Origin of the sequence: Mesorhizobium sp. B2-3-11 (assembly GCF_006442215.1) — a bacterium.
Classification (GTDB): Bacteria; Pseudomonadota; Alphaproteobacteria; order Rhizobiales; family Rhizobiaceae; genus Mesorhizobium; species Mesorhizobium salmacidum.
Genome location: NZ_VFVS01000001.1, coordinates 619,673 through 641,366, shown reverse-complemented (window position 1 = coordinate 641,366; position 21,694 = coordinate 619,673). Strand labels below are relative to the sequence as shown.

Here is a 21,694-nt window from a genome sequence, read left to right as displayed (position 1 = left end):
ATGGCTTCTGTTACACTCGAAAAGGTTCGTAAGGACTACGGCGCCGTGCGCGTCCTGCACGCGGTCGATCTTGAGATCGCCGATGGCGAGTTTGTCGTGCTGGTCGGACCGTCCGGCTGCGGCAAGTCCACGCTTTTGCGCATGATCGCCGGCCTCGAGGAAGCCTCCGGCGGAGAGATCCGCATCGGCGAGCGGCTGGTCAACGACGTGGCGCCCAAGGACCGCGACATCGCCATGGTGTTCCAGTCCTATGCGCTCTATCCGCATATGGACGTGTCGAAGAACATGGGCTTCAGCCTGATGCTGCGAAAGGCCGATAGGCCGGCGATCGATGCTCGCGTCGATGGTGCCGCCAAGCGGCTGGGGCTCAATGCGTTCCTGCGACGCTTGCCCAGGCAATTGTCCGGCGGCCAGCGCCAGCGCGTCGCCATGGGCCGCGCCATCGTGCGCGATCCCAAGGTTTTTCTCTTCGACGAGCCGCTGTCGAACCTCGACGCCAAGCTGCGCGTCCATATGCGCGCCGAGATCAAGGCACTGCACCAGCAGTTGAAGACCACTTCTGTCTATGTCACCCACGACCAGATCGAGGCGATGACCATGGCCGATCGCATCGTCGTCATGCATGACGGGCTGATCCAGCAGGTCGGCGCGCCGCTCGATCTCTATGACAGGCCGGCCAATATATTCGTCGCCGGCTTCATCGGCTCGCCTGGCATGAATTTCCTGCCGGCGGCGGTGAAGAAGGGCGGCAAGGTGGACGCCGTGTTGTCTGATGGCCAGAAGCTTCGGCTACCGGACGGCCTGCCGCTCAGGGATGGCGACGTCATCACCGTCGGCCTGCGACCCGAGCATATCCGGCTGGCCGATGACGGCGCCCTGCAAGGCGAAGTGGGAGTGGTGGAGCCGCTCGGCCTGTCGACGCAGTTCTATGTCAAATTGGCCGGCCAGCAGCTTTGCGTCTTTGCCATGGGCCGCGCCGGCGTGAAGCCCGGCGACATGGTGCGGCTGGCGGCCGATCCCGCGTCGCTGCATCTGTTCGATCCGAAAAGCGGCGATCGCATCGGCTGAATGAATTCATCCAGGCCGAGGGAACTCAGCCCGGAGCCTTCCGCCTTGTAAACGAAAAACGCCGCCCGATGGGCGGCGTTTCGGCATTCCAGAGGAAAACCCAGATTACTTGATCTTGGTTTCCTTGAATTCGACGTGCTTCTTGGCGACCGGGTCATACTTGCGGAACGACAGCTTGTCGGTCTTGGTGCGGCTGTTCTTGCTGGTGACGTAGAAGAAACCGGTGTCGGCGGTCGACAGAAGCTTGATCTTGATGTTTGCGGCTTTGGCCATGATCTCAGTCCGTTATGTTCGTGGAGTTTTGGCCGCTGGAGCACGGGAAAACACCCGGACGCGGGAAACTTGGCGCGACACATAAAGAACGTGCCTGGAAAGTCAAGCCCGGCGGACGTGATGTGTCCCGCCCAAGCTGCACTGTATGCATATAATCAGGCGTTTTCCACCTCTGATACCGCAACCTTCTTCCAGTCTCCGGTCGTGTTCCACCAGCGATTCGGATTGGCGCGGTCGTCCAGACCCTTGGAGCGGCTGGCAAGGATCGGCTGGATGCGGATCACCGGCTCCTGATAGGAATGCGCCTGGAAAATCGCCTCGACGACGCGGGCCGCCAGCGCCTGGTCATCGGGCAATTCGAATGAAACCTCGACCGTGCCCGGGCGGCGGCGCAATTCGGTTTCGGCGCCGGCCGCGGCTCCTTCAAGCGCCCTGTAGCGTTCGATGCCGTGCGCCGACTGGTAGGCGTTGCGGTCATACTTGCCCATGGCCAGCGGTGCGATCGCGACGACCGCGTCCATGATGCGGTCGACATCGGCAGCTGGAGCCTGGAAGCTGACGAGCAGCAGGAGCGTCATTCGCAGCGAAGTGGTTTCAAAGCCGCTGTCGATCATCGGAGTGTCCTCGGTTCAGGATGTTTTAGGACACCCTTTTAACCGGTGGCTGCTGACACGGTTCTGTCAGCAGCCTGCCGCTGCACGGTGCCGATAAACGATCGGGTTGGGCTCTACAGGAGTATCTTGCGGACGAGCCTGAAGCAGACCAGGGCGATGTAGGCGGCGAAGAACAGGCCGAGCGACCAGCCAAAACCGGAGGGCCCGAAACTGTCCATGCCGATGCCGATCGCCTGCGGGCCTAGCACCATGCCGACGCCATAGCACAGCACGAAAGCGGCATTGGCCGACGCCAGTTCGTGACCGGAAAGCTGCGAACCGAGATGGGCGAGGCCAATCGTGTACATGGCGGCAACGACACCGCCCCAGACGAAAAGCAGGGCGGCCATCAGGTGCCAGTTCGCGGCAAAGAACGGCATGAACATCGTGCCGGCGAGACCGACCGTGGCGCAGGCGAGCAGCAGATAGCGCCGGTCCGTGACGCGGTCGCTGATCATGCCGATCGGGATCTGCAACAGCACGTTGCCGAGTCCGATCATGGTCAGCAGCAGCGCCGCATCGGCCTCGGAGTAACCGATGCGATTGCCATAGATCGGAAACAGCGCGAAGCCGCCGGTCTCGACCGCGCCGAACACAAGCACGGCGAAAGTCGCGGTCGGCACCAGCCAGATGTAGCGAAGGAAGTGGCTGGTTTCACTGTCGGCCACGATGGTGGGGCTTTCGTTGCGCGCGGCCAGCACCGGTATCGCGGCCAGCGTCACCAGGGCGATGATGACGCCGAACGGCCTGAAGCCGGAACTGCCGAGATGGGCGAACAGCCACGGCCCCGCGGCAAAACCGAGCGACAGAACGGTGGCGTAGATGCCAAGCACAAGGCCGCGTCGGTGTGGCGGCGCCGACGTGCTGATCCAGAATTCCGACAGGATGAACAGCACGGTCAGCGCGATGTGCAGCACGATGCGCAGGGGAAACCACATCCAGAAATCAGGCGCGAAATGGAAACCGATGAAGGCCAGCGCGCCGGCGGCGATCATGGCGATCATCGTCCAGGCGACGCCGAAGCGCATGGCCAGCGGCGTAGCCAGTGGCGCCCCGGCGATCGAGGCCAGGCCGGCAACGGCCGTGTTGAGGCCGATCATCGAAGCAGAATGGCCGCGTGTTTCCAGGATGACGCTGAGCAGCGGCATGCCAAGGCCGATAGCAATGCCGACGACGCTGATCGACGAGATCGCCGCCACCATCGGCAGCCAGTGTACGCGTTCGTCGCCCTTTGGTTGGGTATCGACCGTCATGAGATGCTGAATACTCTGTCTGTTTGATCTTACGCAATTCCGGACGGAAAACCGCGTCACACTTTTCCTGGAATTGCTCTAGAGAAGTTCGCGGGTGAAGCGGTTGCGGACAAGCCTGTAGAAGGGGACAGGGCCGCCCGGACGCAGCAGTGGATCATTGGCGAGCCGCTTTTCCAATTCATCCAGGATCATTCGGGTGATGTCGGGTATATCAGCCTGCTTGGCCTTGGCGAGCGGCAGCCAGACCAATTCCTCCAGTTCGTTGGTCGGGCCGCCATCGGCCAATTCGACGGCGACGTCGTCACGCCAGGCGCTGAAGAAGCGGGTGTCGAAGCGGCGCACCCGGTTCGGCGGCGTGATGGCGCGCGCGACAAAGCGCAACGCCTCCAGCGACGGCGCCACGCCATGTTCGACGAAAGCCTGCCAATCGCGCCTGGTCGTGGCAAAGGCGCCTTTGCGGCCGATCAGCAGCCCGGCTTCCTCATAGGTCTCGCGGACCGCCGACAAAGCGATGGCACGGGCGCGGGCATGGCTGGTGCGGCCGGGGCCGGCGCTCAGCTTGGCTTCTTCGTGCTGGTTAAGTGTGGTCGCCGTCGGGATGCGGCTGTCGGCAGGGTCGGTGCGGCCGCCGGGGAAGACGAATTTCCCGGGCATGAAGGCGTGCGCGGCGTGGCGGCGTCCCATCAGCACCAGGATGTCGTCGCCCTTGCGGTCGAGCAGGATGAGTGTCGCGGCGTCACGCGGACGCAGGGGCCGGCCGCCATGCGGGGCAAGGCCGTTATCGAGCTTGTCGGCATCCGCCTTGGTCATTGCTTCCATGCGCAGGACCTAGCGGAAACTTCTTGCATGCGAAAGTAGCCCTACCGATTGGCATGTTGCGCCAGCCAACATTTCAGGCCCCGGGATGCGACTCGATCACATCCTTTTCGCCACCAAACCCGTGCATATAGAACGCCCATTGCAATCCGATGACGGCGCCTTTGACCGGCTGCAGCAGCGCGACCGACAGAAGGATGGTCAAGGGCACCCAGATGAGGATGTGCTCCCCGGTGGACAAGGTCGAGGTCGCCTCGACACCCATGAAGGCGCCGAGCACGATGTGGCCGACGATGACGATGACCAGATAGGCGGGCAAATCGTCGGCGCGATGGTGATGAATCTCCTCGCCGCAGACGCTGCAGGTTTCGACGGTCTTGGTGAAGCCGCGGAAGAGCTTGCCTTCGCCGCAATTCGGGCAGCGGCCCAAGAGGCCCCGCTTCATCGCCGTCCACAATGGGCGGGCAACCCGGCCAGAGTGATGCTCGCCGCCAAAAACCTGTTGTTCCATCATCGTCTCCTGCCGCGCGACCCCGGTCGCGATTGCGACGCACGGGCGCGGCCCTTAGCCTTGTGAAACGACCTGCTGGAGCCTGGCAGGGGCTTTGGGTCGGTCAACATCTCGAAGCGCATCGCGCCGGCCATTGGCGCCACCTCGACGAGCCGGACCTCGACGCGGTCCGCGAGCTGGTAGCCTTTGCCCGAGCGTTCTCCGAACAGGGAGCGAGCCGTTTCGTCGTATATGTAGTAATCGCCGCCCAGAGTTGACACAGGGATGAAACCATCGGCGCCATACTGCGGCAATTGGACAAAAAGTCCTGATTTGGTGACGCCGGAGATACGGGCATCGAAGCGGTCGTTGATGCGCTCGGCGAGATAGGCGGAGATCAGCCGGTCGACTGTGTCGCGCTCGGCAGCCATTGCGCGCCGTTCCGTGCCGGAGATCAGCACCGCAACGTCTTCGAGGCGAACCTCCTCATCTTGCGTCAGCCCTCCGGGACCAAGGTCGAGCGCGCCAATAAGCCCGCGATGGACGATCAGATCGGCATAGCGGCGGATCGGCGAGGTGAAATGCGCGTAGCGGCTGAGGTTGAGGCCGAAATGGCCGATGTTCTTGGGTGAATATTCGGCCTGGCTCTGCGAGCGCAGCACCACCTCGTTGACCAGCGCCTCGTTGTCGGCGCCGCGTACGCGCTCCAGAATGCCGTTGAACTGGCTGGGCCGCATCTGCGCACCACGCGCCAATGACAGGCTAAGCGTCTGCAGGAATTCGCGCAGCGATTCCTGCTTAGCCAGCGACGGCGCGTCGTGAATGCGATAGACCAGCGCCTGCTTCTTGCCCTCCAGCGTTTCGGCCGCGGCGACGTTGGCCTGGATCATGAACTCTTCGATCAGCTTGTGGGCGTCGAGTCGCTCCGGCACGATGACGCGGTCGACCGTGCCATCCGGCTTGAGCAGGATCTTGCGCTCCGGCAGGTCGAGCTCGAGCGGCTGGCGGCTGTCGCGGCCGCGCTTGAGGATCGCGTAGGCGTCCCACAGCGGCCTCAGCACCGTGTCGAGGATCGGGCCGGTCTTGTCGTCCGGCACGCCGTCGATCGCCGACTGGGCTTGGCTGTAGGCGAGCTTGGCCGCCGACTTCATCATGACGCGGTGGAAGGAATGCCTGATCTTGCGGCCATCGGCGGAGAAGGTCATGCGCACCGCCAGCGCCGGACGGTCCTGACCCTCGCGCAGCGAGCAGAGATCGTTGGAGATGCGCTCGGGCAGCATCGGCACGACGCGATCGGGGAAATAGACCGAATTGCCGCGCTTCATGGCCTCGCGGTCGAGAGCCGTGCCGTAGCGGACATAGGCGGCGACATCGGCGATCGCGACGGTGGCGATAAAGCCGCCGAGATTTTTCTCGTCGAGGTCAGGCGTGGCGAACACAGCGTCGTCATGATCCTTGGCGTCGGCCGGATCGATGGTGACCAGCGGCAGGTCGCGCCAGTCCTCGCGATGGGCAAGCGTCGCCGGCTTCACCGCCTCGGATTCGGCAATGACATCGGCTGGAAAAATGTGCGGAATGTCGTGCGCGTGAATGGCGATCATCGAGACCGCCTTTTCGCTGGTCAGCGAACCCAGCACGTTGAGCACCTTGGCGCGCGGCAGCCCGTAGCGGGAGGCGCGCGCGGGCTCGACCTCGACAAGATCGCCATTCTTGGCGCCGTTCTGGAATTCCTTGTCGACGATCAGCTCAGGCTGGCGCCGTTCCACCGGTTCGATGCGGAAGCTGCCGTCCTGAAGCACACGGAAGACACCGAGGACGGCATCCGTGCGCTTCTCGAAGATCTTCATCACCCGGCCGGTATAGGCAGGCCCCGACGGATCATCGGTCGGAAACGTCTTGGCCAGCACGCGGTCGCCAATGCCTGGCGCTGGTCCGCTGCCCCCACGCGAAACGCGGATCGAGACCACGGGAGGCTCGCCCGGGCCGACCGCCTCGGTCGGGTGCGCCAGCAAGGTACCATCGCCATCGCGGCCAAAGATGTCGAGCACGGCGACATGGGGCAGGGTGCCGACCCGGGCCAGCCGCTTGCGCTCCTTGGTCAGAACGCCTTCGTCCTGCAGATCGCGCAGGAGATCCTTCAGCCAGACGCGGTCATCGCCGCGCAGTGCGAACGCCTTGGCGATGTCGCGCTTTCCGGCGCGATCCGGGTTTTCGGCGATGTAGCGCAGGATTTCGTCACGCGAGGGCCGGTAGTTGTCCTTGACCTTGGCCCGGGTGTCGGCGGTGCGGGGATCGCCGTGGCTTCTTCCGGTGATCCTGCGCGCCACGCCGTTCTACCCTTTTTTCTTCGCGGCCGGCTTCTTGGCGGCTGCCTTCTTGGTTGAGGTTTTCTTGGTTGTGGGGGTCTTGGCCGCCGCAGCCTTGCGGAACGGTTTCTTGCCGCCGCCGCCCTTGGCTTCCTTCTCGGCTATCAGCGCCAGCGCATCCTCGATGGTCACCGATTGCGGATCCTTGCCCTTGGGCAGCGTGGCGTTGACCTTTCCGAAATTGACGTAAGGTCCGTACTTGCCGTCGCGCACGACGATCTTGCCGCCGCCGTCCGGATGGTCGCCGAGCTCCTTCAGGGCTGCCGGCGTGCCGCCGTTGCGGCCGCCCTTGCCCTTGGACTGCTTCTCGGCAATCACGGTGACGGCGCGGTTGAGGCCGATCGAGAACACGTCCTCGATGCTGTCCAGATTGGCGTAGGTGCCATCGTGCAGCACGAACGGACCATAGCGGCCGAGCCCCGCCGAGATCATCTTGCCGGATTCGGGATGTTTGCCTACGTCCCGCGGCAGCCCCAGCAAGGCGAGCGCCTTCTCGTGATCGATGGATTCAGGCGTCCAGCCCTTGGGCAGGCTCGAGCGCTTGGCTTCCTTGCCCTCGCCGCGCTGGATGTAGGGGCCAAAACGGCCTGAGCGAAGCGTGATTTCCTCGGCGGTGTAAGGATCCTTGCCGAGGATCTTGGTGCCGTCCTCGCCACCGCCATTCTCCCCGTTGGGGTTTGCGGCGTCGCCGAGCTGGCGGGTAAAGGAGCATTCGGGATAATTCGAGCAGCCGACGAAAGCGCCGAACTTGCCGAGCTTCAGCGACAGATTGCCGGTGCCGCATTTCGGACAGATGCGCGGATTGGAGCCGTCCTCGCGGGCGGGGAAAACCAGTGGCGCCAGTTCCTCATTCAGCGCATCGAGCACATCGGTGACGCGCAATTCCTTGATGTCGGCGACGGCGCCGGAAAAATCCTTCCAGAAATCGCGCAGCACGTCCTTCCAGGCGAGCTTGCCGTCGGAAATCTCGTCGAGCTTTTCCTCCAGCGATGCGGTGAAGTCGTACTCGACATAGCGCTCGAAGAAGCTTTCCAGGAAGGCCGACAGCAGGCGGCCCTTGGCCTGCGGCACCAGCCGGCGCTTGTCGATCGTGACATAGTCGCGGTCCTCGAGCGTCTTCAGGATCGCCGTGTAGGTCGAGGGACGGCCGATGCCGAGTTCTTCCAGCTTTTTGATCAGCGACGCCTCGGAATAGCGCGGCGGCGGCTCGGTCGTGTGCTGCGTGGCATTGATTGCACGGCGGGCGAGCTGCTCGCCGGCGCGGATTGCCGGCAGACGGCGGTTTTCCTCGTCTTCCGTGTCGTCGTCCTTCTGGTCGGTATAGGCGGCTATGAAGCCGTCGAAGCGGACGACCGAGCCAACGGCGCGAAGCTCGGCCGTGCGGGCGCCATTCAGCGCCTCGATCTCGACAGTGGTGCGCTCGATCTCGGCCGACTGCATCTGGCTGGCGATGGCGCGCTTCCAGATCAGTTCATAGAGCCGTGCCTGGTCGGCATCGAGATATTGCCGGACCGACGCCGGGGTGCGCATGAAATCCGTCGGGCGGATGGCTTCGTGCGCTTCCTGGGCGTTTTTGGCCTTGGTGGTGTACTGGCGCGGCTTTTCCGGCAAGTACTTCGGGCCGAATTCCTTTGCGACCGCATCGCGAGCGGCGTCGATCGCCTCGGGCGCCATCTGCACGCCGTCGGTTCGCATATAGGTGATCAGGCCGGTGGTTTCGCCGCCGATCTCCATGCCCTCATAGAGCCGCTGCGCCACCTGCATGGTGCGCGTGGCCGAGAAGCCGAGACCCGACGAGGCTGCCTGCTGCAACGTCGAGGTGGTGAAGGGCGGGCCGGGGTTGCGCTTGGTCGGCTTGGCTTCGACGGACAGCGCCTTGAAGGTAGCACCCTCGAGCATTGCCTTGATGTCGTCGGCCTGCGCCTTATTGGAAATATCGAGCTTTTGCAGCTTCTTGCGCTCGAATGCGGTCAGGCGAGCTTCGAAGGTCTCGTTGCGCGGTGTGCCGAGGATGGCAGCGATCTGCCAGTATTCCTCGCGGATGAAGCGCTCGATTTCGGATTCGCGGTCGCAGACCAGGCGCAGCGCCACCGACTGGACGCGGCCGGCCGAACGGGCGCCCGGCAATTTGCGCCACAGCACCGGCGACAGCGTGAAGCCGACGAGGTAATCGAGTGCCCGGCGGGCGAGATAGGCGTCGACCAGCGGCGCATCGATCTGGCGCGGATTGGCCATCGCCTCCAGCACCGACGATTTGGTGATGGCGTTGAAGACGACGCGGCTGACTGGCTTGTCCTTCAGCGCGCGCTTCTGCTTCAGGACTTCCAGCACGTGCCAGGAGATCGCTTCGCCTTCGCGATCCGGGTCGGTGGCGAGGATCAGGCCGTCGGCATCCTTGACCGCCTTGGCGATGTCGGCGAGACGCTTGCCGGACGCGGTGTCGACCGCCCAGGACATGGCGAAATCTTCATCCGGACGCACCGAGCCATCCTTGGCCGGCAAATCGCGGACATGGCCGAACGAGGCCAGAACCTTGTAGTTCCTGCCCAGGTATTTGTTAATTGTCTTCGCTTTGGCCGGCGATTCGACGACGACGACGTCCATGAGGTCTCATATCAGCTGTGATGCGGCAGAAGAATTCCGCTGCGCGCGACGAAATCTCGGTTCTGTTCGTCGCTCACATGGCCGCGCTTTTGCATCCGGTCAAGGGGAAGGGGCCAAATTGCGGAGGTGCCGGCAGCAATACACTCTTAGAGTGTATGGAGAAAATCACAGAATTTTGGTCAAGGCGACGGCGGTCGGGAGTCGGCGGAAACTCCCGCTTCAAACTCCGGGCGAGTCGTGGAAAGCCGTTCGCTCGCCTGCCGTCGATGCTGGCCGCCGGCTGAACAGAGGAATGCGGCGACCAGCTTGCCCGCCCGCAGGCAGGGAGCAGGGGTAAGCCTAATCGGCCTTGACGATGTGCCAGGCACCGGCGACGCCATCACCGCTCATGTCGCCGGCCTTCTTGTCCTTGATGAAGGTGTAGACGGGCTTGCCGTCATAGGCCCACATCTTGGTGCCGTCGGTGCGATCGACAACGCTCCATTCGTCGCCGGCCTTGGCGCCTGCCTTGGCCTTCAGCGGCGGCCAGTTGGTGGCGCATTTGTCGTAGCAATTGGTCTTGCCCTTCTCGTCCTTGTCATAGGTGTAAAGCGTCATGCCTTTGGCATCGGTATAAATCTTGGTGCCGCCGACATCGGCTTCCTTCCACGCCTCTGCGGCAAAGGAGGCGGCGGTGCTGAGCAGAAGCGCGGCCAGCGCTGCGGTTGTCGTTTTCATGGAAATCTCCGTGGCTGTTATTCGCAGGCGCGCGGAAAGTCGCGGCCTCGTTGTGTCAACGCCCTGCGCATGTGCTTTCTTCCCCGGCCCGCGATGACTTGCCACACGATGGTGATTGGCGGACAAACCCGCGTGCAGCTATATCGTCGCCAAACAGTCGGAGCTTTGGAATGGCATTGGATATCGGCTATGTCAGCGCGGTCGGGGCGGGGGCCATCTCGTTTCTGTCGCCATGCGTGCTGCCGCTGGTGCCGCCCTATCTCTGCTACATGGCCGGCGTGTCGGTCGACGATTTTCGCGGCAATGCGGGCGCGACGGCCCGCGAAGGCGCGCGCGGCGCGCTCCTTTATTCCTCGATCGCCTTCGTGCTCGGTTTTTCGACCGTCTTCGTCGCGCTCGGTGCCGGCGCGTCGACCATCGGCCGGTTGCTGCGCGTCTGGCAGGAGCCGCTGGCGATGGGCGCCGGCGTGCTGATCATCCTGATGGGCCTGAACTTTTTGGGCATCCTGCGCATTCCGCTGTTGTCGCGGGAGGCGCGTTTCCAGTCGCAGGGCAAGCCGGCCAGCGCCGTCGCCGCCTATGTCATGGGACTTGCCTTCGCCTTCGGCTGGACCCCCTGCATCGGCCCGGTGCTGGGGCCGATCCTGACGCTGGCCGGCGGCCGCGAAACCGTGGGCGAGGGCGCGCTGCTGCTCGCCGCCTATTCGCTAGGCCTCGGCATCCCGTTCCTGATCGCCGCGCTGTTCTCCGGCGCCTTCATGCGCTTCCTCGGCAAGTTCCGCGTCCACCTCGGCCTTGTCGAGAAGGCGATCGGCGCGCTCCTGGTGGTCGCCGGCGTGTTCTTCCTCACCGGCGGCGTGCAGACGGTGTCCTACTGGCTGCTGGAGAATTTTCCGGTGTTGGGGCGGTTGGGCTGAGGCTTATCGGCGTGGGGCGAGGCACGGGATTGAGCCGCGGACCCGCTGATTAAAGAGTCAGCTGCTCTACCATCTCACCGGAATTTAACCGCATTGGTGCAGCATGGCGCCACTGCTAGCATGTCTTGATTCCCAACGCATTTCATATGGTTGCCTTTCCATGAACCAGAGAACCTGCCTGTCCGTCATCCTCGCCGCCGGCGAAGGCACACGCATGAAGAGCGCGCTGCCGAAGGTGCTGCACCAGATCGCTGGGTTGCCGATGGTCGCCCATGTGGTGAAGGCGGCCGAGGCCGCTGGTGCGAGCGGCGTGGCGCTGGTGATCGGTCATGGCGCCGACGAGATGCGCAAGACGGCGGCGAAGTTCGCACCTGAGGCTGAGACCTTCGTGCAGGAAAAGCGCTTGGGTACGGCGCATGCAGTGATCGCTGCCCGCGCAGCGATATCAAAGGGTTATGACGACGTCCTCGTGATGTTTGGCGACACGCCGCTGATCGATGCGCAGGCGCTCGCAACGGCGCGCCGGAAGCTGGCCGAGGGCGCCGCTGTCGCGGTCATTGGTTTTCGCCCGCCAAATCCGGCCGGATACGGCCGCCTGATCGAGCAAGCTGGCCGGCTCGTCGCCATCCGCGAGGAGAAGGACTGTTCCGAGGCGGAGAAGAAGATCGGCTTCTGCAACGCCGGCATGATGGCGGTGGCCGGCGCGCACGCGCTGAAACTGCTCGACGCGGTCGGCAACAAGAACGCCAAGGGCGAGTATTATCTCACCGACATCGTCGAGATTGCCGGCGCGCAGGGCCTCGATGTCGTCGCCACCGAAGCCAGCTTCGAGAACGCGCTCGGCATCAACAACCGCGCCGAACTGGCGCAAGCCGAAGCCATCTGGCAACAGCGCCGGCGCCATGAGGCGATGCTGTCGGGCGTGACGCTGATTGCGCCGGAAACCGTCTATTTCTCGCACGATACCGAAATCGGCGCCGACACGATCGTCGAGCCCAATGTCTGGTTCGGACCGGGTGTGATGGTTGCCTCGGGTGCCAAGATCCACGCCTTCAGCCATATCGAAGGCGCCACCATCGCCTCCAATTGCAATGTCGGGCCATTCGCACGGCTGCGGCCAGGCGCCGATCTCAGGAACAAGGCCAAGGTCGGCAATTTCTGCGAGGTCAAGCAGGCCGTTATCGAGGAGGGCGCCAAGGTCAACCACCTGACCTATATCGGTGACGCTCGCGTCGGCGCCGGCGCCAATATCGGCGCCGGCACCATCACCTGCAACTACGATGGCTATTCGAAATTCTTCACCGACATCGGCGAGGGCGCCTTCATCGGCTCCAATTCCTCGCTCGTGGCACCCGTCACCATCGGCAATGGCGGCTATATCGCGTCGGGCAGTGTCATCACTGAAACCGTTCCCGACGACGCTCTGGCCTTCGGCCGGGCTCGCCAGAAGACGATCCCCGGTAAGGGGAAGGAGTTGCGCGAACGGTTTGCTTCCGCCGCGGCGGCGAAGAAGAAGGCGGCCGGCGCCGACCATTAGCCTGGTCGACAAGTCTGCTTTCTTGCCGAAGCAATCGAAAAAAACGAACGATTGCAGTAACCGGATTGCAAGAGCGGTCTGTCATGGTGCATGCGTGCGCAAGTGTCCGTTACACCGGACGAAATGCAATGTGACTTTCGCGGCAGGCCGGCCACCCCTAAATAGCGCTGGTTTTCCATGGGCAATCGGGGACTGTCTGCATGTGCGGTATCGTTGGAATCGTCGGCCACTCGCAGGTTGCGCCGCTCATCGTCGACGCGCTGAAGCGGCTCGAATATCGCGGTTATGACTCGGCAGGCGTCGCCACCGTCGAAAAGGGTCAACTTGGCCGCCGCCGTGCCGAGGGCAAGCTGGTCAACCTCGAACGCCGGCTCAAGGATGAGCCGCTCGACGGCACGATCGGTATCGGCCATACACGCTGGGCGACCCACGGCGTGCCCAACGAGACCAATGCGCATCCGCACTTTTCGGAGGGCGTCGCCATCGTTCACAACGGCATCATCGAGAATTTCGCCGAACTGCGCGACGAGCTGGTCCGCGACGGCTATTCCTTCTCGTCGCAGACCGACACCGAGGTCGTGGCGCATCTGGTGGCACGGGAACTCGCGAAAGGTCTGAAGCCGGTCGAGGCCGCGCACAAGGCGCTGAAGCGGCTGGAAGGCGCCTTTGCGCTGGCCATCATGTTCAAGGGTGACGAGGACCTGATTGTCGGCGCGCGTAACGGCCCGCCACTGGCGGTCGGCCATGGCGATGGCGAGATGTATTTGGGCTCCGACGCCATCGCGCTCGCTCCATTCACCAATTCGATCACCTATCTCGAGGACGGCGACTGGGCGGTGGTGCGCCGCGAGAGCGTCGCCATCTTCGACATCGACGGCAAGAAAGTCGACCGCAAGCGCCAGCAGTCGCTGTCGACCAGCTTCATGGTCGACAAGGGCAACCGCCGCCATTTCATGGAAAAGGAAATCCATGAGCAGCCCGAAGTGATCTCGCACACACTGGCGCACTACGTCGATTTCGTCTCCGGCGTCTCCAAGCCGCTCGACCTGCCATTCGATTTCGCCAAGATCGGCCGCCTGGCTATCTCCGCCTGCGGCACTGCGTATCTCGCCGGCCTGATCGGCAAATACTGGTTCGAGCGCTATGCTCGGCTGCCGGTCGATATCGATGTCGCGTCGGAATTCCGTTACCGCGAGATGCCGCTGTCGGCCAGCGATGCCGCCTTCTTCATCTCGCAGTCCGGCGAGACCGCCGATACGCTGGCTTCGCTGCGCTATTGCCGCAAGGCCGGCATGAAGATCGGCGCGGTCGTCAATGTGCGGGAATCGACCATGGCGCGCGAATCCGACGTCGTGCTGCCGACGCTGGCGGGGCCTGAGATCGGCGTCGCTTCGACCAAGGCTTTCACCTGTCAGTTGTCTGTGCTCGCGTCGCTTGCCGTGCGCGCCGGCGTGGCGCGCGGGGCGATCTCGAAGGAGCAAGAGAAAACATTGGTGCGGGAGCTCTCCGAAGCGCCGCGCTATGCCAACCAGGTGCTGAAGCTCGAACAACAGATCGAACGGATCGCGCGGGAGCTGTCTCGCTACAAGGACGTGCTCTATCTTGGACGCGACACCAATTTCCCGCTGGCCATGGAAGGCGCGCTGAAGCTCAAGGAAATCTCCTACATCCATGCCGAAGGCTATGCCGCGGGTGAGCTGAAGCACGGGCCGATCGCGCTGATCGACGAGAACATGCCGGTGATCGTGATTGCGCCGCACGATCGCATCTTCGAAAAGACCGTGTCCAACATGCAGGAAGTGGCGGCGCGTGGCGGCAAGATCATCCTGATCACCGACGCCAAGGGCGCGGCACAGGTGAGCGTGAAGACGATGGAGACCATCGTGCTTCCGGATGTGCCGGAAATCATCTCGCCCATCATCTACGCGCTGCCGATCCAGATGCTTGCGTATTTCGCCGCCGTGTTCATGGGCACCGACGTCGATCAGCCGCGCAATCTGGCGAAATCGGTGACGGTGGAGTAGGCGCCTACAAACAGGCGCGTTTAAAAACTTCGCAGTTCCAAAGCGCCTTCCGGTTTACTAATGTCGCGCCGCAACCCGTGCCCGGTGAACCATGTCAGACGCTTCGAAGACTTCCGGCATGACCCGGCTGAGGAACTATTTCCTCACGGGCTTCATCGTCTGCGCGCCGCTGGCGATCACCGCCTATATCGCCTGGTCCTTCATCGGCTGGGTCGATTCCTGGGTCAAACCCTATATTCCGGCGCGCTACAGTCCCGACAGCTATCTGCCGTTCCCGGTTCCGGGGTTCGGGCTGATCGTCGCGCTCATCCTGATCACGCTGATCGGCTTCCTGACGGCCAACATTGTCGGCCGCGCCATCGTCGGCTTTGGCGAGCGCCTGCTTGGCCGCATGCCCCTGGTGCGCGGCATCTATGGCTCGCTGAAGCAGATTTTCGAGACCGTGCTGTCGAATAAGGGCGATATGTTCCGTCAAGTTGGGCTGGTCGAATATCCACGCAAAGGCGTGTGGTCGCTGGTGTTTGTCGCCAGCGAGAAGGAAACCGAGATCAACCAGAAGCTCGACCAGGAAGGCGATCCACTGATTGCGGTGTTCATGCCGTGCACGCCGAACCCGACGACCGGTTTCCTGATGTATGTTCTGAAGTCGGATATCGTGCCGCTCGACATGACCATCGAGGACGGCGCCAAGCTGATCGTGTCGGCCGGGTTGGTGGCCCCCGAGGTGAAGACGAAATTGGTGACGCTGAACGGTGAGCCGATCAACGGAACCTTGGCCAATCCGCCGCTAGGGCCTCATCCGGCGCGCAGGAGCCGCACGGCCTCGTCGCGGCCGAACAAATAGAGCAGGAGCCGCAGCGCCTCGCCGCGATCCGATTGCAGTTCGGGGTCCCGCGATAGGATCAGCCTGGCGTCGTCTCGGGCGGCCTCCAGCAGATCGGCATGCACCTCGATGCGCGCCACCTGGAAACCAGGCGTGCCGGACTGGCGGGTACCGAGCAATTCGCCTTCGCCGCGCAGTTTCAGATCCTCTTCGGCGATCAGGAAGCCGTCCTCGGTCTCGCGCATCACCGACAGCCGGCGTTTGGCGGTCTCGCCAAGCGGGTCCTTGTAGAGCAGCACGCAGGATGAGGGCTTGTCGCCGCGTCCGACCCGGCCGCGCAACTGGTGCAATTGGGCGAGCCCGAAGCGTTCGGCATGCTCGATGACCATGATCGTGGCGTCAGGAACATCGACGCCGACTTCGATGACCGTGGTGGCGATCAGGATGCGCGTCTCGCCTTGCTTGAAGGCATGCATCGCCTCGTCCTTCTCGGCACCCTTCATGCGGCCATGGACAAGGCCGATGCGATCGCCGAACAGCGGCTTCAGCGAAGCGAAACGATCCTCGGCCGACATTAGCTTGATTTCTTCGGATTCCTCGACCAGCGGGCAAATCCAGTAGATCTTCTGGCCATCCGCGACGGCATCGAGCATGCGGCCGATCAGCTCGTCGAGCCGTTCGAGCGGCAGCGTGACGGTGCGGATCGGCTGACGGCCGGCCGGTTTTTCCGTCAGCTTCGAGACATCCATGTCGCCGAAGGCGGTCAGCACCAGCGTGCGCGGGATCGGGGTCGCGGTCATCACCAGCATGTCGGGCGCGTCGCCCTTGGCGGTGATGGCAAGCCGCTGATGAACGCCGAAGCGATGCTGCTCATCGATGACGGCCAGGACCAGATCGTGGAAGCTGACCGTTTCCTGAAACAGCGCGTGGGTGCCGACGATGATATCGATCTCGCCGCTGGCAAGACCAGCCAGTGTTTCGGCTCGCTCGCGGCCCTTTTCACGGCCGGTCAGGATGGCGATGCGCAAGCCGACCTTGGCTGCAAGCGGGGTGATCGTCGCCAGATGCTGGCGCGCCAGGATTTCGGTCGGCGCCATCAGCGCCGCCTGGCCGCCGGCCTCGACGGCGCGTGCCATGGCCAACAAAGCCACGACCGTCTTGCCCGAACCGACATCGCCTTGCAGCAGCCGCAGCATGCGCTCTGGATCGGCGAGATCGGCGTTGATTTCGGCGAGCGCGAATTCCTGCGAGGGAGTAAGCGAATAGGGCAGGGCCGCGCGCAGCTCCTCGACGATGCGGCCATCGCCGACGAGAGGGCGGCCTGACAGGCGTCGCACCTTTGCCCGCACCAGGGCCAGCGAGACCTGGCCGGCGAGCAATTCATCATAGGCGAGGCGGCGCCATGCAGCCCCTTCGACCGCGACATCGAGCGGATCGCCGGGATAATGGATACGGGTCAGCGCGTTGCCAATGGACGGAAAGCTCTGGCGGCGCATAAAGGCATCATCCTGCCATTCCGGCAGGTCCGGCAGGCGGCCGAGCGCCTGGCCGATCGCACGGCGCAGCACCTTGCCGGATAGCCCCGCGGTCAGCGGATAGACCGGCTCGACCAGCGGCAGGTTCTCGGCTTCGCCGGCGAGTGCGATATGGTCGGGATGGACCATGGTCGGGCGTCCGTTGAACCATTCCATACGGCCTGACACCACGACATGCTCGCCGACAGGCATTGCCTTTTCGAGATAGGCGGCATGGGCATGGAAGAAGGTCAGGCCGATTTCGCCGGTATCGTCATGGGCGTAGACCCGGTAGGGCACCGACCTGTTGCCGCGCGGCGGCGGCTGGTGTCGGTCTATGCGCAGCTCGAGCGTCACGATGGCGCCTTCGGCCGCGAGGGCGATGCCAGGCCGATTGCGGCGGTCGATGACGGTGTGGGGCAGCACGAACAGGAGGTCACCGGCGCGCGCGGCGCGATCGCCGAGGTCGGCCGCCACGACCTTCTCGATCAACGCACCGACCTTCGGCCCGACGCCGGCAAGCGAGGTGATCGGGACAAACAGGGGATCGAGTATGGAAGGACGCATGATGTCAGCTTATGTCGCGATGGCCGCAGCGCAAAGGCTGACACCGCCCACTATCCACGCTATATGCGCCGCTTGAAGCGAGGATGCGGCACAATGACCGGAACGAAACGATCAAGCGAGGGGCTGGACGCCCACCGCCGCAAGCTGTTGTTCCGCTCCTGGCATCGCGGCCTACGCGAGATGGACCTCATCCTCGGCACCTTCGCCGATACCGAGATCGGCACCTTGACCGCCGAGGAAATCGAACAATATGAGAAGCTCCTCGATATTGCCGACACAGAATTCCTGCCGCTGGTCACGGGCGAACGCCCGGTGCCGGCGGAGATCGACTGTGCCGTCCTGCAAAAAATCCTGGCGTCACGCCGGACCATGACATTCTGAACAAAAGCAATTCCAGGAAAAGTGCGAAGCGGTTTTCCGTTCGGAATTGCGATAAACAAGACCGTGATTTGATGGCTCTCATCCCCACCATTGGCTTGCCGAAGGGCCGCGCCGGCCAGTTCATCGTCGACGGTGTCGCCGACGGCTACGAGGCCTTCGCGCTGGTACAGACGGCACTCGAAATCGCACCCGACAAGCCGGTGCTGTTCGTGGCCCGCGACGGCCAGCGCTTGCCTTCCATCGTCGAGGCGCTGTCCTTCGTCGCGCCCGGGCTGCCTGTGCTGGAACTGCCTGCCTGGGACTGCCTGCCATACGACCGTGTGTCGCCCGGTTCCGATGCCGCCGCCAAGCGCCTCGATGCACTGACCGCCATGATCGCGCTGGCGAAGAAACCGCACCGTGCCGTCATTCTCACCACCGCCAACGCGCTGCTGCAGCGCATTCCGCCCGCTGAGCTTGTCGAGGCGCAGACCTTCCACGCCAGACCCGGCAACCAGATCGACATGAATGCGCTGATCGCACGGCTGGAGACGTCGGGATTCGAGCGGGTGCCGACCGTGCGCGGCATCGGCGAATTCGCGGTGCGCGGCGGCATTCTCGACCTCTTCGCACCCGGTTGGACCGAGGCGCTGCGGCTTGATTTGTTCGGCGACACGCTGGAATCGATCCGCGTCTTCGACGCTGCCACGCAGCGCACCACCGGTCAGCGCAAGTCGATGGCGCTGCAGGCGATGAGCGAAGTGGCGCTGACGCCGGAAACCATCAGCCGCTTCCGCCGCTCCTATATCGAAGCCTTTGGCGCGCCATCGCGTGACGACGGGCTCTATGCGGCGGTCAGCGAAGGCCGGCGCTTCGCGGGCATGGAGCATTGGCTGCCGTTCTTCTACGACCGGCTGGAGACGGTGTTCGATTACCTGCCCGACGCACCCGTGGTTTTCGACCATCTGGCACATGAGGCGCTGGCCGAGCGCCATACGCTGATCCTCGATCACTACGAGGCGCGCAAAAAGCAGGCTGACGGGGCGCTGAGGGATGCGGTGCCCTATAAGCCGGTGGCGCCGGATCTGCTCTATCTCTCGCCGGAGAATCTCAAGGCTTCGCTTGGCGAGCGCGAGGACATCGACTTTACCGTGTTCGATGCCCCAGATTTGGGGGGTAAGAAAGTCTTCCACGCCGGCTCGCGCCATGGTCGCAGCTTCGTCGAGGAGCGAGCCGATCCGAACGTCAATGTCTTCGATGTCGTCGTCCGGCACATAGCCGAAGAGCGCGCCGCACGCCGCCGCGTCGTCATCGCCGGCTGGACCGAAGGATCGCTCGACCGGCTTGGCCAGATCCTGGCCGAGCACCATCTCGGCAATCTCAAGCAGGTCGAGACGCTGGCGGAGGCTGAACAGCTCGAGCCGGGACAAGCCGCATTGGCGGTTTTGCCGCTGGAATCCGGTTTTGAGACTGAAAAGCTGGTCGTCGTCGCCGAACAGGACATTCTGGGCGACCGGCTGATCCGCCGTTCGAAGCGCAAGAAGCGCGCGTCCGACTTCATCGCCGAAGCCTCGGCCTTGTCGGCCGGCGATATTGTCGTCCATGCCGACCATGGCATTGGCCGTTTCATCGGCCTGCGCACCATCGAAGCGGTCGGCGCGCCGCATGACTGCCTGGAAATCCACTATGCCGGCGACGACCGGCTGTTCCTGCCGGTGGAAAACATCGAGCTGCTGTCGCGCTACGGCTCCGACACGGCCGAGGCTACGCTGGACAAGCTGGGCGGCGGCGCCTGGCAGTCGCGCAAGGCGAAGCTGAAGCGGCGCCTGCTCGACATGGCCGGACAACTGATCCGCATCGCCGCCGAGCGGCAGATGCGCGCCGCACCGGCCCTGGTGCCGGCCGAAGGCCTCTATGACGAGTTCGCAGCCCGGTTCCCCTACGAGGAAACCGACGACCAGCAGACGGCCATCGACTCGGTGCGCGGCGACCTTGGCGCCGGCAAGCCGATGGACCGGCTGATCTGCGGCGACGTCGGCTTTGGCAAAACTGAAGTGGCGCTGCGCGGCGCCTTCATCACGGCGATGGAAGGGTTTCAGGTCGCGGTGGTGGTGCCGACGACGCTGTTGTCGCGCCAGCATTTCAAGACATTCTCGCAGCGTTTCTCAGGACTTCCCATTCGTGTCGCCCAGGCCTCGCGGCTGGTCGGTGCCAAAGATCTGGCCGAGACCAAGAAGGGCATCGCCGAAGGGCAGGTCGATATCGTTATCGGCACCCATGCGCTGCTCGGTTCCGCCATCTCGTTCAAGAATCTCGGCCTGCTGATTATCGACGAGGAGCAGCATTTTGGCGTCAAGCACAAGGAGCGGCTGAAAGACCTGAAGACCGACGTCCATGTGCTGACGCTGTCGGCGACGCCGATCCCGCGCACGCTGCAGCTGGCGCTGACGGGCGTGCGCGAACTGTCGCTCATCGCCACGCCGCCGGTCGACCGCATGGCGGTGCGCACCTTCATCTCGCCGTTCGATCCGTTGGTGATTCGCGAGACGCTGCTGCGTGAGCGTTACCGTGGCGGGCATTCTTTCTATGTCGTACCTCGTATCAGCGATCTGGCGGAAATTCATGATTTCCTGAAGGAATCCGTTCCCGAACTGAAAGTGGCGGTGGCCCACGGCCAGATGCCGCCGGGCGAACTCGACGACATCATGAACGCCTTTTATGACGGCCAGTACGACGTGCTTCTATCGACCACAATCGTCGAATCCGGCCTCGATATCCCGACCGCCAACACGCTGATCATCCATCGCGCCGACATGTTCGGCCTGTCGCAGCTCTACCAGCTGCGCGGCCGCGTCGGGCGCTCGAAGGTGCGCGCCTATGCGCTGTTCACCCTGCCGGCCAACCGCAAGCTGACCGACACCGCCGAGCGCCGTCTGAAGGTACTGCAATCGCTCGACACGCTGGGCGCCGGCTTCCAGCTCGCCAGCCATGACCTTGACATCAGGGGCGCCGGCAATCTTCTCGGCGAGGAACAGTCCGGGCACATCAAGGAGGTCGGCTTCGAGCTCTACCAGCAGATGCTGGAGGAGGCGGTGGCCGAGGTGAAGGATTCCGGCGAGGTCCAGGATGGCGGCTGGTCGCCGCAGATCGCCGTCGGCACCGCCGTGATGATCCCGGAAGGCTACGTGCCGGACCTGCAGCTCAGGCTGGCGCTCTACCGCCGTCTCGGCGATCTCGAAAACACCGAGGAAATCGACGCCTTCGGCGCCGAGCTGATCGACCGTTTCGGCCCGCTGCCGGAGGAGGTGAAGCATCTCCTCAAGATCGTCTTCATCAAGGCGCTCTGCCGCAAGGCCAATGTCGAGAAGCTCGATGCGGGGCCGAAGGGCGTCGTCATCCATTTCCGCAAGCGCGAATTTTCGAACCCCGTCGGACTGGTCAAGTATATTGGTGAGCAGGGTTCGCTGGCCAAGATCCGGGCCGACCAGAGCGTGGTCTTCATCCGCGACTGGCCGACGGCGGAGAAGCGTCTGGCGGGCTCGGCTGTCGTCATGACGCAACTGGCGAAGTTGGCTGAGAAGACGGCCTGATCTCGCCTTTCGGGGCGTCCCGGGGGCGTCAAGCCATTCGCCAGCACCGAAATTCCGGTCTAGAATAGGAAATCGGCTTCGTGTATGGAGCCGCCACCCCATTTAGGGGCTGGAAATGGCGG

Annotated in this window: 16 protein-coding genes; 7 read left to right on the top strand and 9 right to left on the bottom strand. The window is 63.6% G+C overall.

Features of this window, described 5'->3' with window-relative positions; all coding sequences use genetic code 11:
- Complete coding sequence (gene ugpC / locus FJ960_RS03325; RefSeq protein WP_140711824.1) at positions 1-1,068, top strand: sn-glycerol-3-phosphate ABC transporter ATP-binding protein UgpC; 1,068 nt, start codon at positions 1-3, stop codon at positions 1,066-1,068.
- A gap of 105 nt (positions 1,069-1,173) precedes the next feature.
- Here the strand turns inward: ugpC and rpmG are convergent, their stop codons facing one another.
- From rpmG to FJ960_RS03285, 8 genes are all read right to left on the bottom strand, one after another.
- Positions 1,174-1,341 carry a 50S ribosomal protein L33 gene (gene rpmG, locus FJ960_RS03320; protein ID WP_006201775.1) on the bottom strand — a complete coding sequence of 56 codons (168 nt, stop codon included), beginning with the start codon at positions 1,339-1,341 and terminating at the stop codon, positions 1,174-1,176.
- Between the two features lie 155 nt (positions 1,342-1,496).
- Positions 1,497-1,955: a hypothetical protein gene (locus FJ960_RS03315; protein WP_140711822.1), complete on the bottom strand. Its 459-nt coding sequence runs from the start codon at positions 1,953-1,955 to the stop codon at positions 1,497-1,499.
- A 113-nt stretch (positions 1,956-2,068) separates the two neighbouring features.
- Positions 2,069-3,247, bottom strand: a complete 1,179-nt coding sequence (locus FJ960_RS03310) for an MFS transporter (RefSeq protein WP_140711820.1) — start codon at positions 3,245-3,247, stop codon at positions 2,069-2,071.
- 78 nt (positions 3,248-3,325) lie between these two features.
- Positions 3,326-4,066, bottom strand: coding sequence for an NUDIX hydrolase (locus FJ960_RS03305; protein ID WP_140711818.1), 741 nt, complete (start codon positions 4,064-4,066; stop codon positions 3,326-3,328).
- A 73-nt stretch (positions 4,067-4,139) separates the two neighbouring features.
- On the bottom strand, positions 4,140-4,574 hold the full coding sequence (locus tag FJ960_RS03300; protein ID WP_181174137.1) for a DUF983 domain-containing protein: 435 nt from the start codon (positions 4,572-4,574) through the stop codon (positions 4,140-4,142).
- Entirely contained in the window at positions 4,574-6,880 is a 2,307-nt protein-coding gene (gene rnr / locus FJ960_RS03295) for a ribonuclease R (protein WP_140711814.1), read from the bottom strand. The genes FJ960_RS03300 and rnr overlap by 1 nt, the downstream gene beginning before the upstream one ends.
- A gap of 6 nt (positions 6,881-6,886) precedes the next feature.
- A complete protein-coding gene (gene topA / locus FJ960_RS03290; RefSeq protein ID WP_140711812.1) occupies positions 6,887-9,523 on the bottom strand; it encodes a type I DNA topoisomerase in 2,637 nt (878 codons plus the stop codon).
- Positions 9,524-9,862: 339 nt separating this feature from the next.
- Entirely contained in the window at positions 9,863-10,240 is a 378-nt protein-coding gene (locus FJ960_RS03285) for a hypothetical protein (protein WP_140711810.1), read from the bottom strand.
- A 170-nt stretch (positions 10,241-10,410) separates the two neighbouring features.
- Here FJ960_RS03285 and FJ960_RS03280 point away from each other — a divergent pair, with 170 nt between their 5' ends.
- The 4 genes from FJ960_RS03280 (at position 10,411) to FJ960_RS03265 (ending at position 15,562) form a co-directional block, all read left to right on the top strand.
- Complete coding sequence (locus FJ960_RS03280; protein WP_140503606.1) at positions 10,411-11,157, top strand: cytochrome c biogenesis CcdA family protein; 747 nt, start codon at positions 10,411-10,413, stop codon at positions 11,155-11,157.
- Between the two features lie 160 nt (positions 11,158-11,317).
- Entirely contained in the window at positions 11,318-12,694 is a 1,377-nt protein-coding gene (gene glmU, locus FJ960_RS03275; protein ID WP_140711808.1) for a bifunctional UDP-N-acetylglucosamine diphosphorylase/glucosamine-1-phosphate N-acetyltransferase GlmU, read from the top strand.
- A 200-nt stretch (positions 12,695-12,894) separates the two neighbouring features.
- Positions 12,895-14,718 carry a glutamine--fructose-6-phosphate transaminase (isomerizing) gene (gene glmS, locus FJ960_RS03270; protein WP_140711806.1) on the top strand — a complete coding sequence of 608 codons (1,824 nt, stop codon included), beginning with the start codon at positions 12,895-12,897 and terminating at the stop codon, positions 14,716-14,718.
- A gap of 91 nt (positions 14,719-14,809) precedes the next feature.
- Positions 14,810-15,562 carry a DUF502 domain-containing protein gene (locus tag FJ960_RS03265; RefSeq protein ID WP_140503612.1) on the top strand — a complete coding sequence of 251 codons (753 nt, stop codon included), beginning with the start codon at positions 14,810-14,812 and terminating at the stop codon, positions 15,560-15,562.
- Here FJ960_RS03265 and recG read toward each other — a convergent pair.
- Entirely contained in the window at positions 15,514-17,622 is a 2,109-nt protein-coding gene (recG, locus tag FJ960_RS03260; RefSeq protein WP_140711804.1) for an ATP-dependent DNA helicase RecG, read from the bottom strand. The genes FJ960_RS03265 and recG overlap by 49 nt on opposite strands.
- 93 nt (positions 17,623-17,715) lie before the next feature.
- On the opposite strand from recG, the gene FJ960_RS03255 reads away from it, so the two are divergent.
- Together FJ960_RS03255 and mfd are read left to right on the top strand one after the other, a co-directional pair.
- The gene (locus FJ960_RS03255) at positions 17,716-18,003 is read left to right on the top strand and encodes a succinate dehydrogenase assembly factor 2 (protein ID WP_140711802.1); all 288 of its coding nucleotides are present in this window, start codon (positions 17,716-17,718) and stop codon (positions 18,001-18,003) included.
- Between the two features lie 71 nt (positions 18,004-18,074).
- A complete protein-coding gene (gene mfd, locus FJ960_RS03250; protein WP_140711800.1) occupies positions 18,075-21,572 on the top strand; it encodes a transcription-repair coupling factor in 3,498 nt (1,165 codons plus the stop codon).
- Positions 21,573-21,694 lie beyond the last annotated feature (122 nt).

What these genes read in the sequence shown, in the direction of transcription:
- glmS (WP_140711806.1), top strand. Translation starts at nt 12,895, where the DNA reads ATGTGCGGTATCGTTGGAATCGTCGGCCACTCGCAGGTTGCGCCGCTC.
- FJ960_RS03305 (WP_140711818.1), bottom strand. Translation starts at nt 4,066, where the DNA reads ATGGAAGCAATGACCAAGGCGGATGCCGACAAGCTCGATAACGGCCTT.
- FJ960_RS03280 (WP_140503606.1), top strand. Translation starts at nt 10,411, where the DNA reads ATGGCATTGGATATCGGCTATGTCAGCGCGGTCGGGGCGGGGGCCATC.
- mfd (WP_140711800.1), top strand. Translation starts at nt 18,075, where the DNA reads ATGGCTCTCATCCCCACCATTGGCTTGCCGAAGGGCCGCGCCGGCCAG.
- FJ960_RS03255 (WP_140711802.1), top strand. Translation starts at nt 17,716, where the DNA reads ATGACCGGAACGAAACGATCAAGCGAGGGGCTGGACGCCCACCGCCGC.
- FJ960_RS03300 (WP_181174137.1), bottom strand. Translation starts at nt 4,574, where the DNA reads ATGGAACAACAGGTTTTTGGCGGCGAGCATCACTCTGGCCGGGTTGCC.
- FJ960_RS03310 (WP_140711820.1), bottom strand. Translation starts at nt 3,247, where the DNA reads ATGACGGTCGATACCCAACCAAAGGGCGACGAACGCGTACACTGGCTG.
- rpmG (WP_006201775.1), bottom strand. Translation starts at nt 1,341, where the DNA reads ATGGCCAAAGCCGCAAACATCAAGATCAAGCTTCTGTCGACCGCCGAC.
- FJ960_RS03265 (WP_140503612.1), top strand. Translation starts at nt 14,810, where the DNA reads ATGTCAGACGCTTCGAAGACTTCCGGCATGACCCGGCTGAGGAACTAT.
- FJ960_RS03285 (WP_140711810.1), bottom strand. Translation starts at nt 10,240, where the DNA reads ATGAAAACGACAACCGCAGCGCTGGCCGCGCTTCTGCTCAGCACCGCC.
- recG (WP_140711804.1), bottom strand. Translation starts at nt 17,622, where the DNA reads ATGCGTCCTTCCATACTCGATCCCCTGTTTGTCCCGATCACCTCGCTT.
- ugpC (WP_140711824.1), top strand. Translation starts at nt 1, where the DNA reads ATGGCTTCTGTTACACTCGAAAAGGTTCGTAAGGACTACGGCGCCGTG.
- topA (WP_140711812.1), bottom strand. Translation starts at nt 9,523, where the DNA reads ATGGACGTCGTCGTCGTCGAATCGCCGGCCAAAGCGAAGACAATTAAC.
- glmU (WP_140711808.1), top strand. Translation starts at nt 11,318, where the DNA reads ATGAACCAGAGAACCTGCCTGTCCGTCATCCTCGCCGCCGGCGAAGGC.
- FJ960_RS03315 (WP_140711822.1), bottom strand. Translation starts at nt 1,955, where the DNA reads ATGATCGACAGCGGCTTTGAAACCACTTCGCTGCGAATGACGCTCCTG.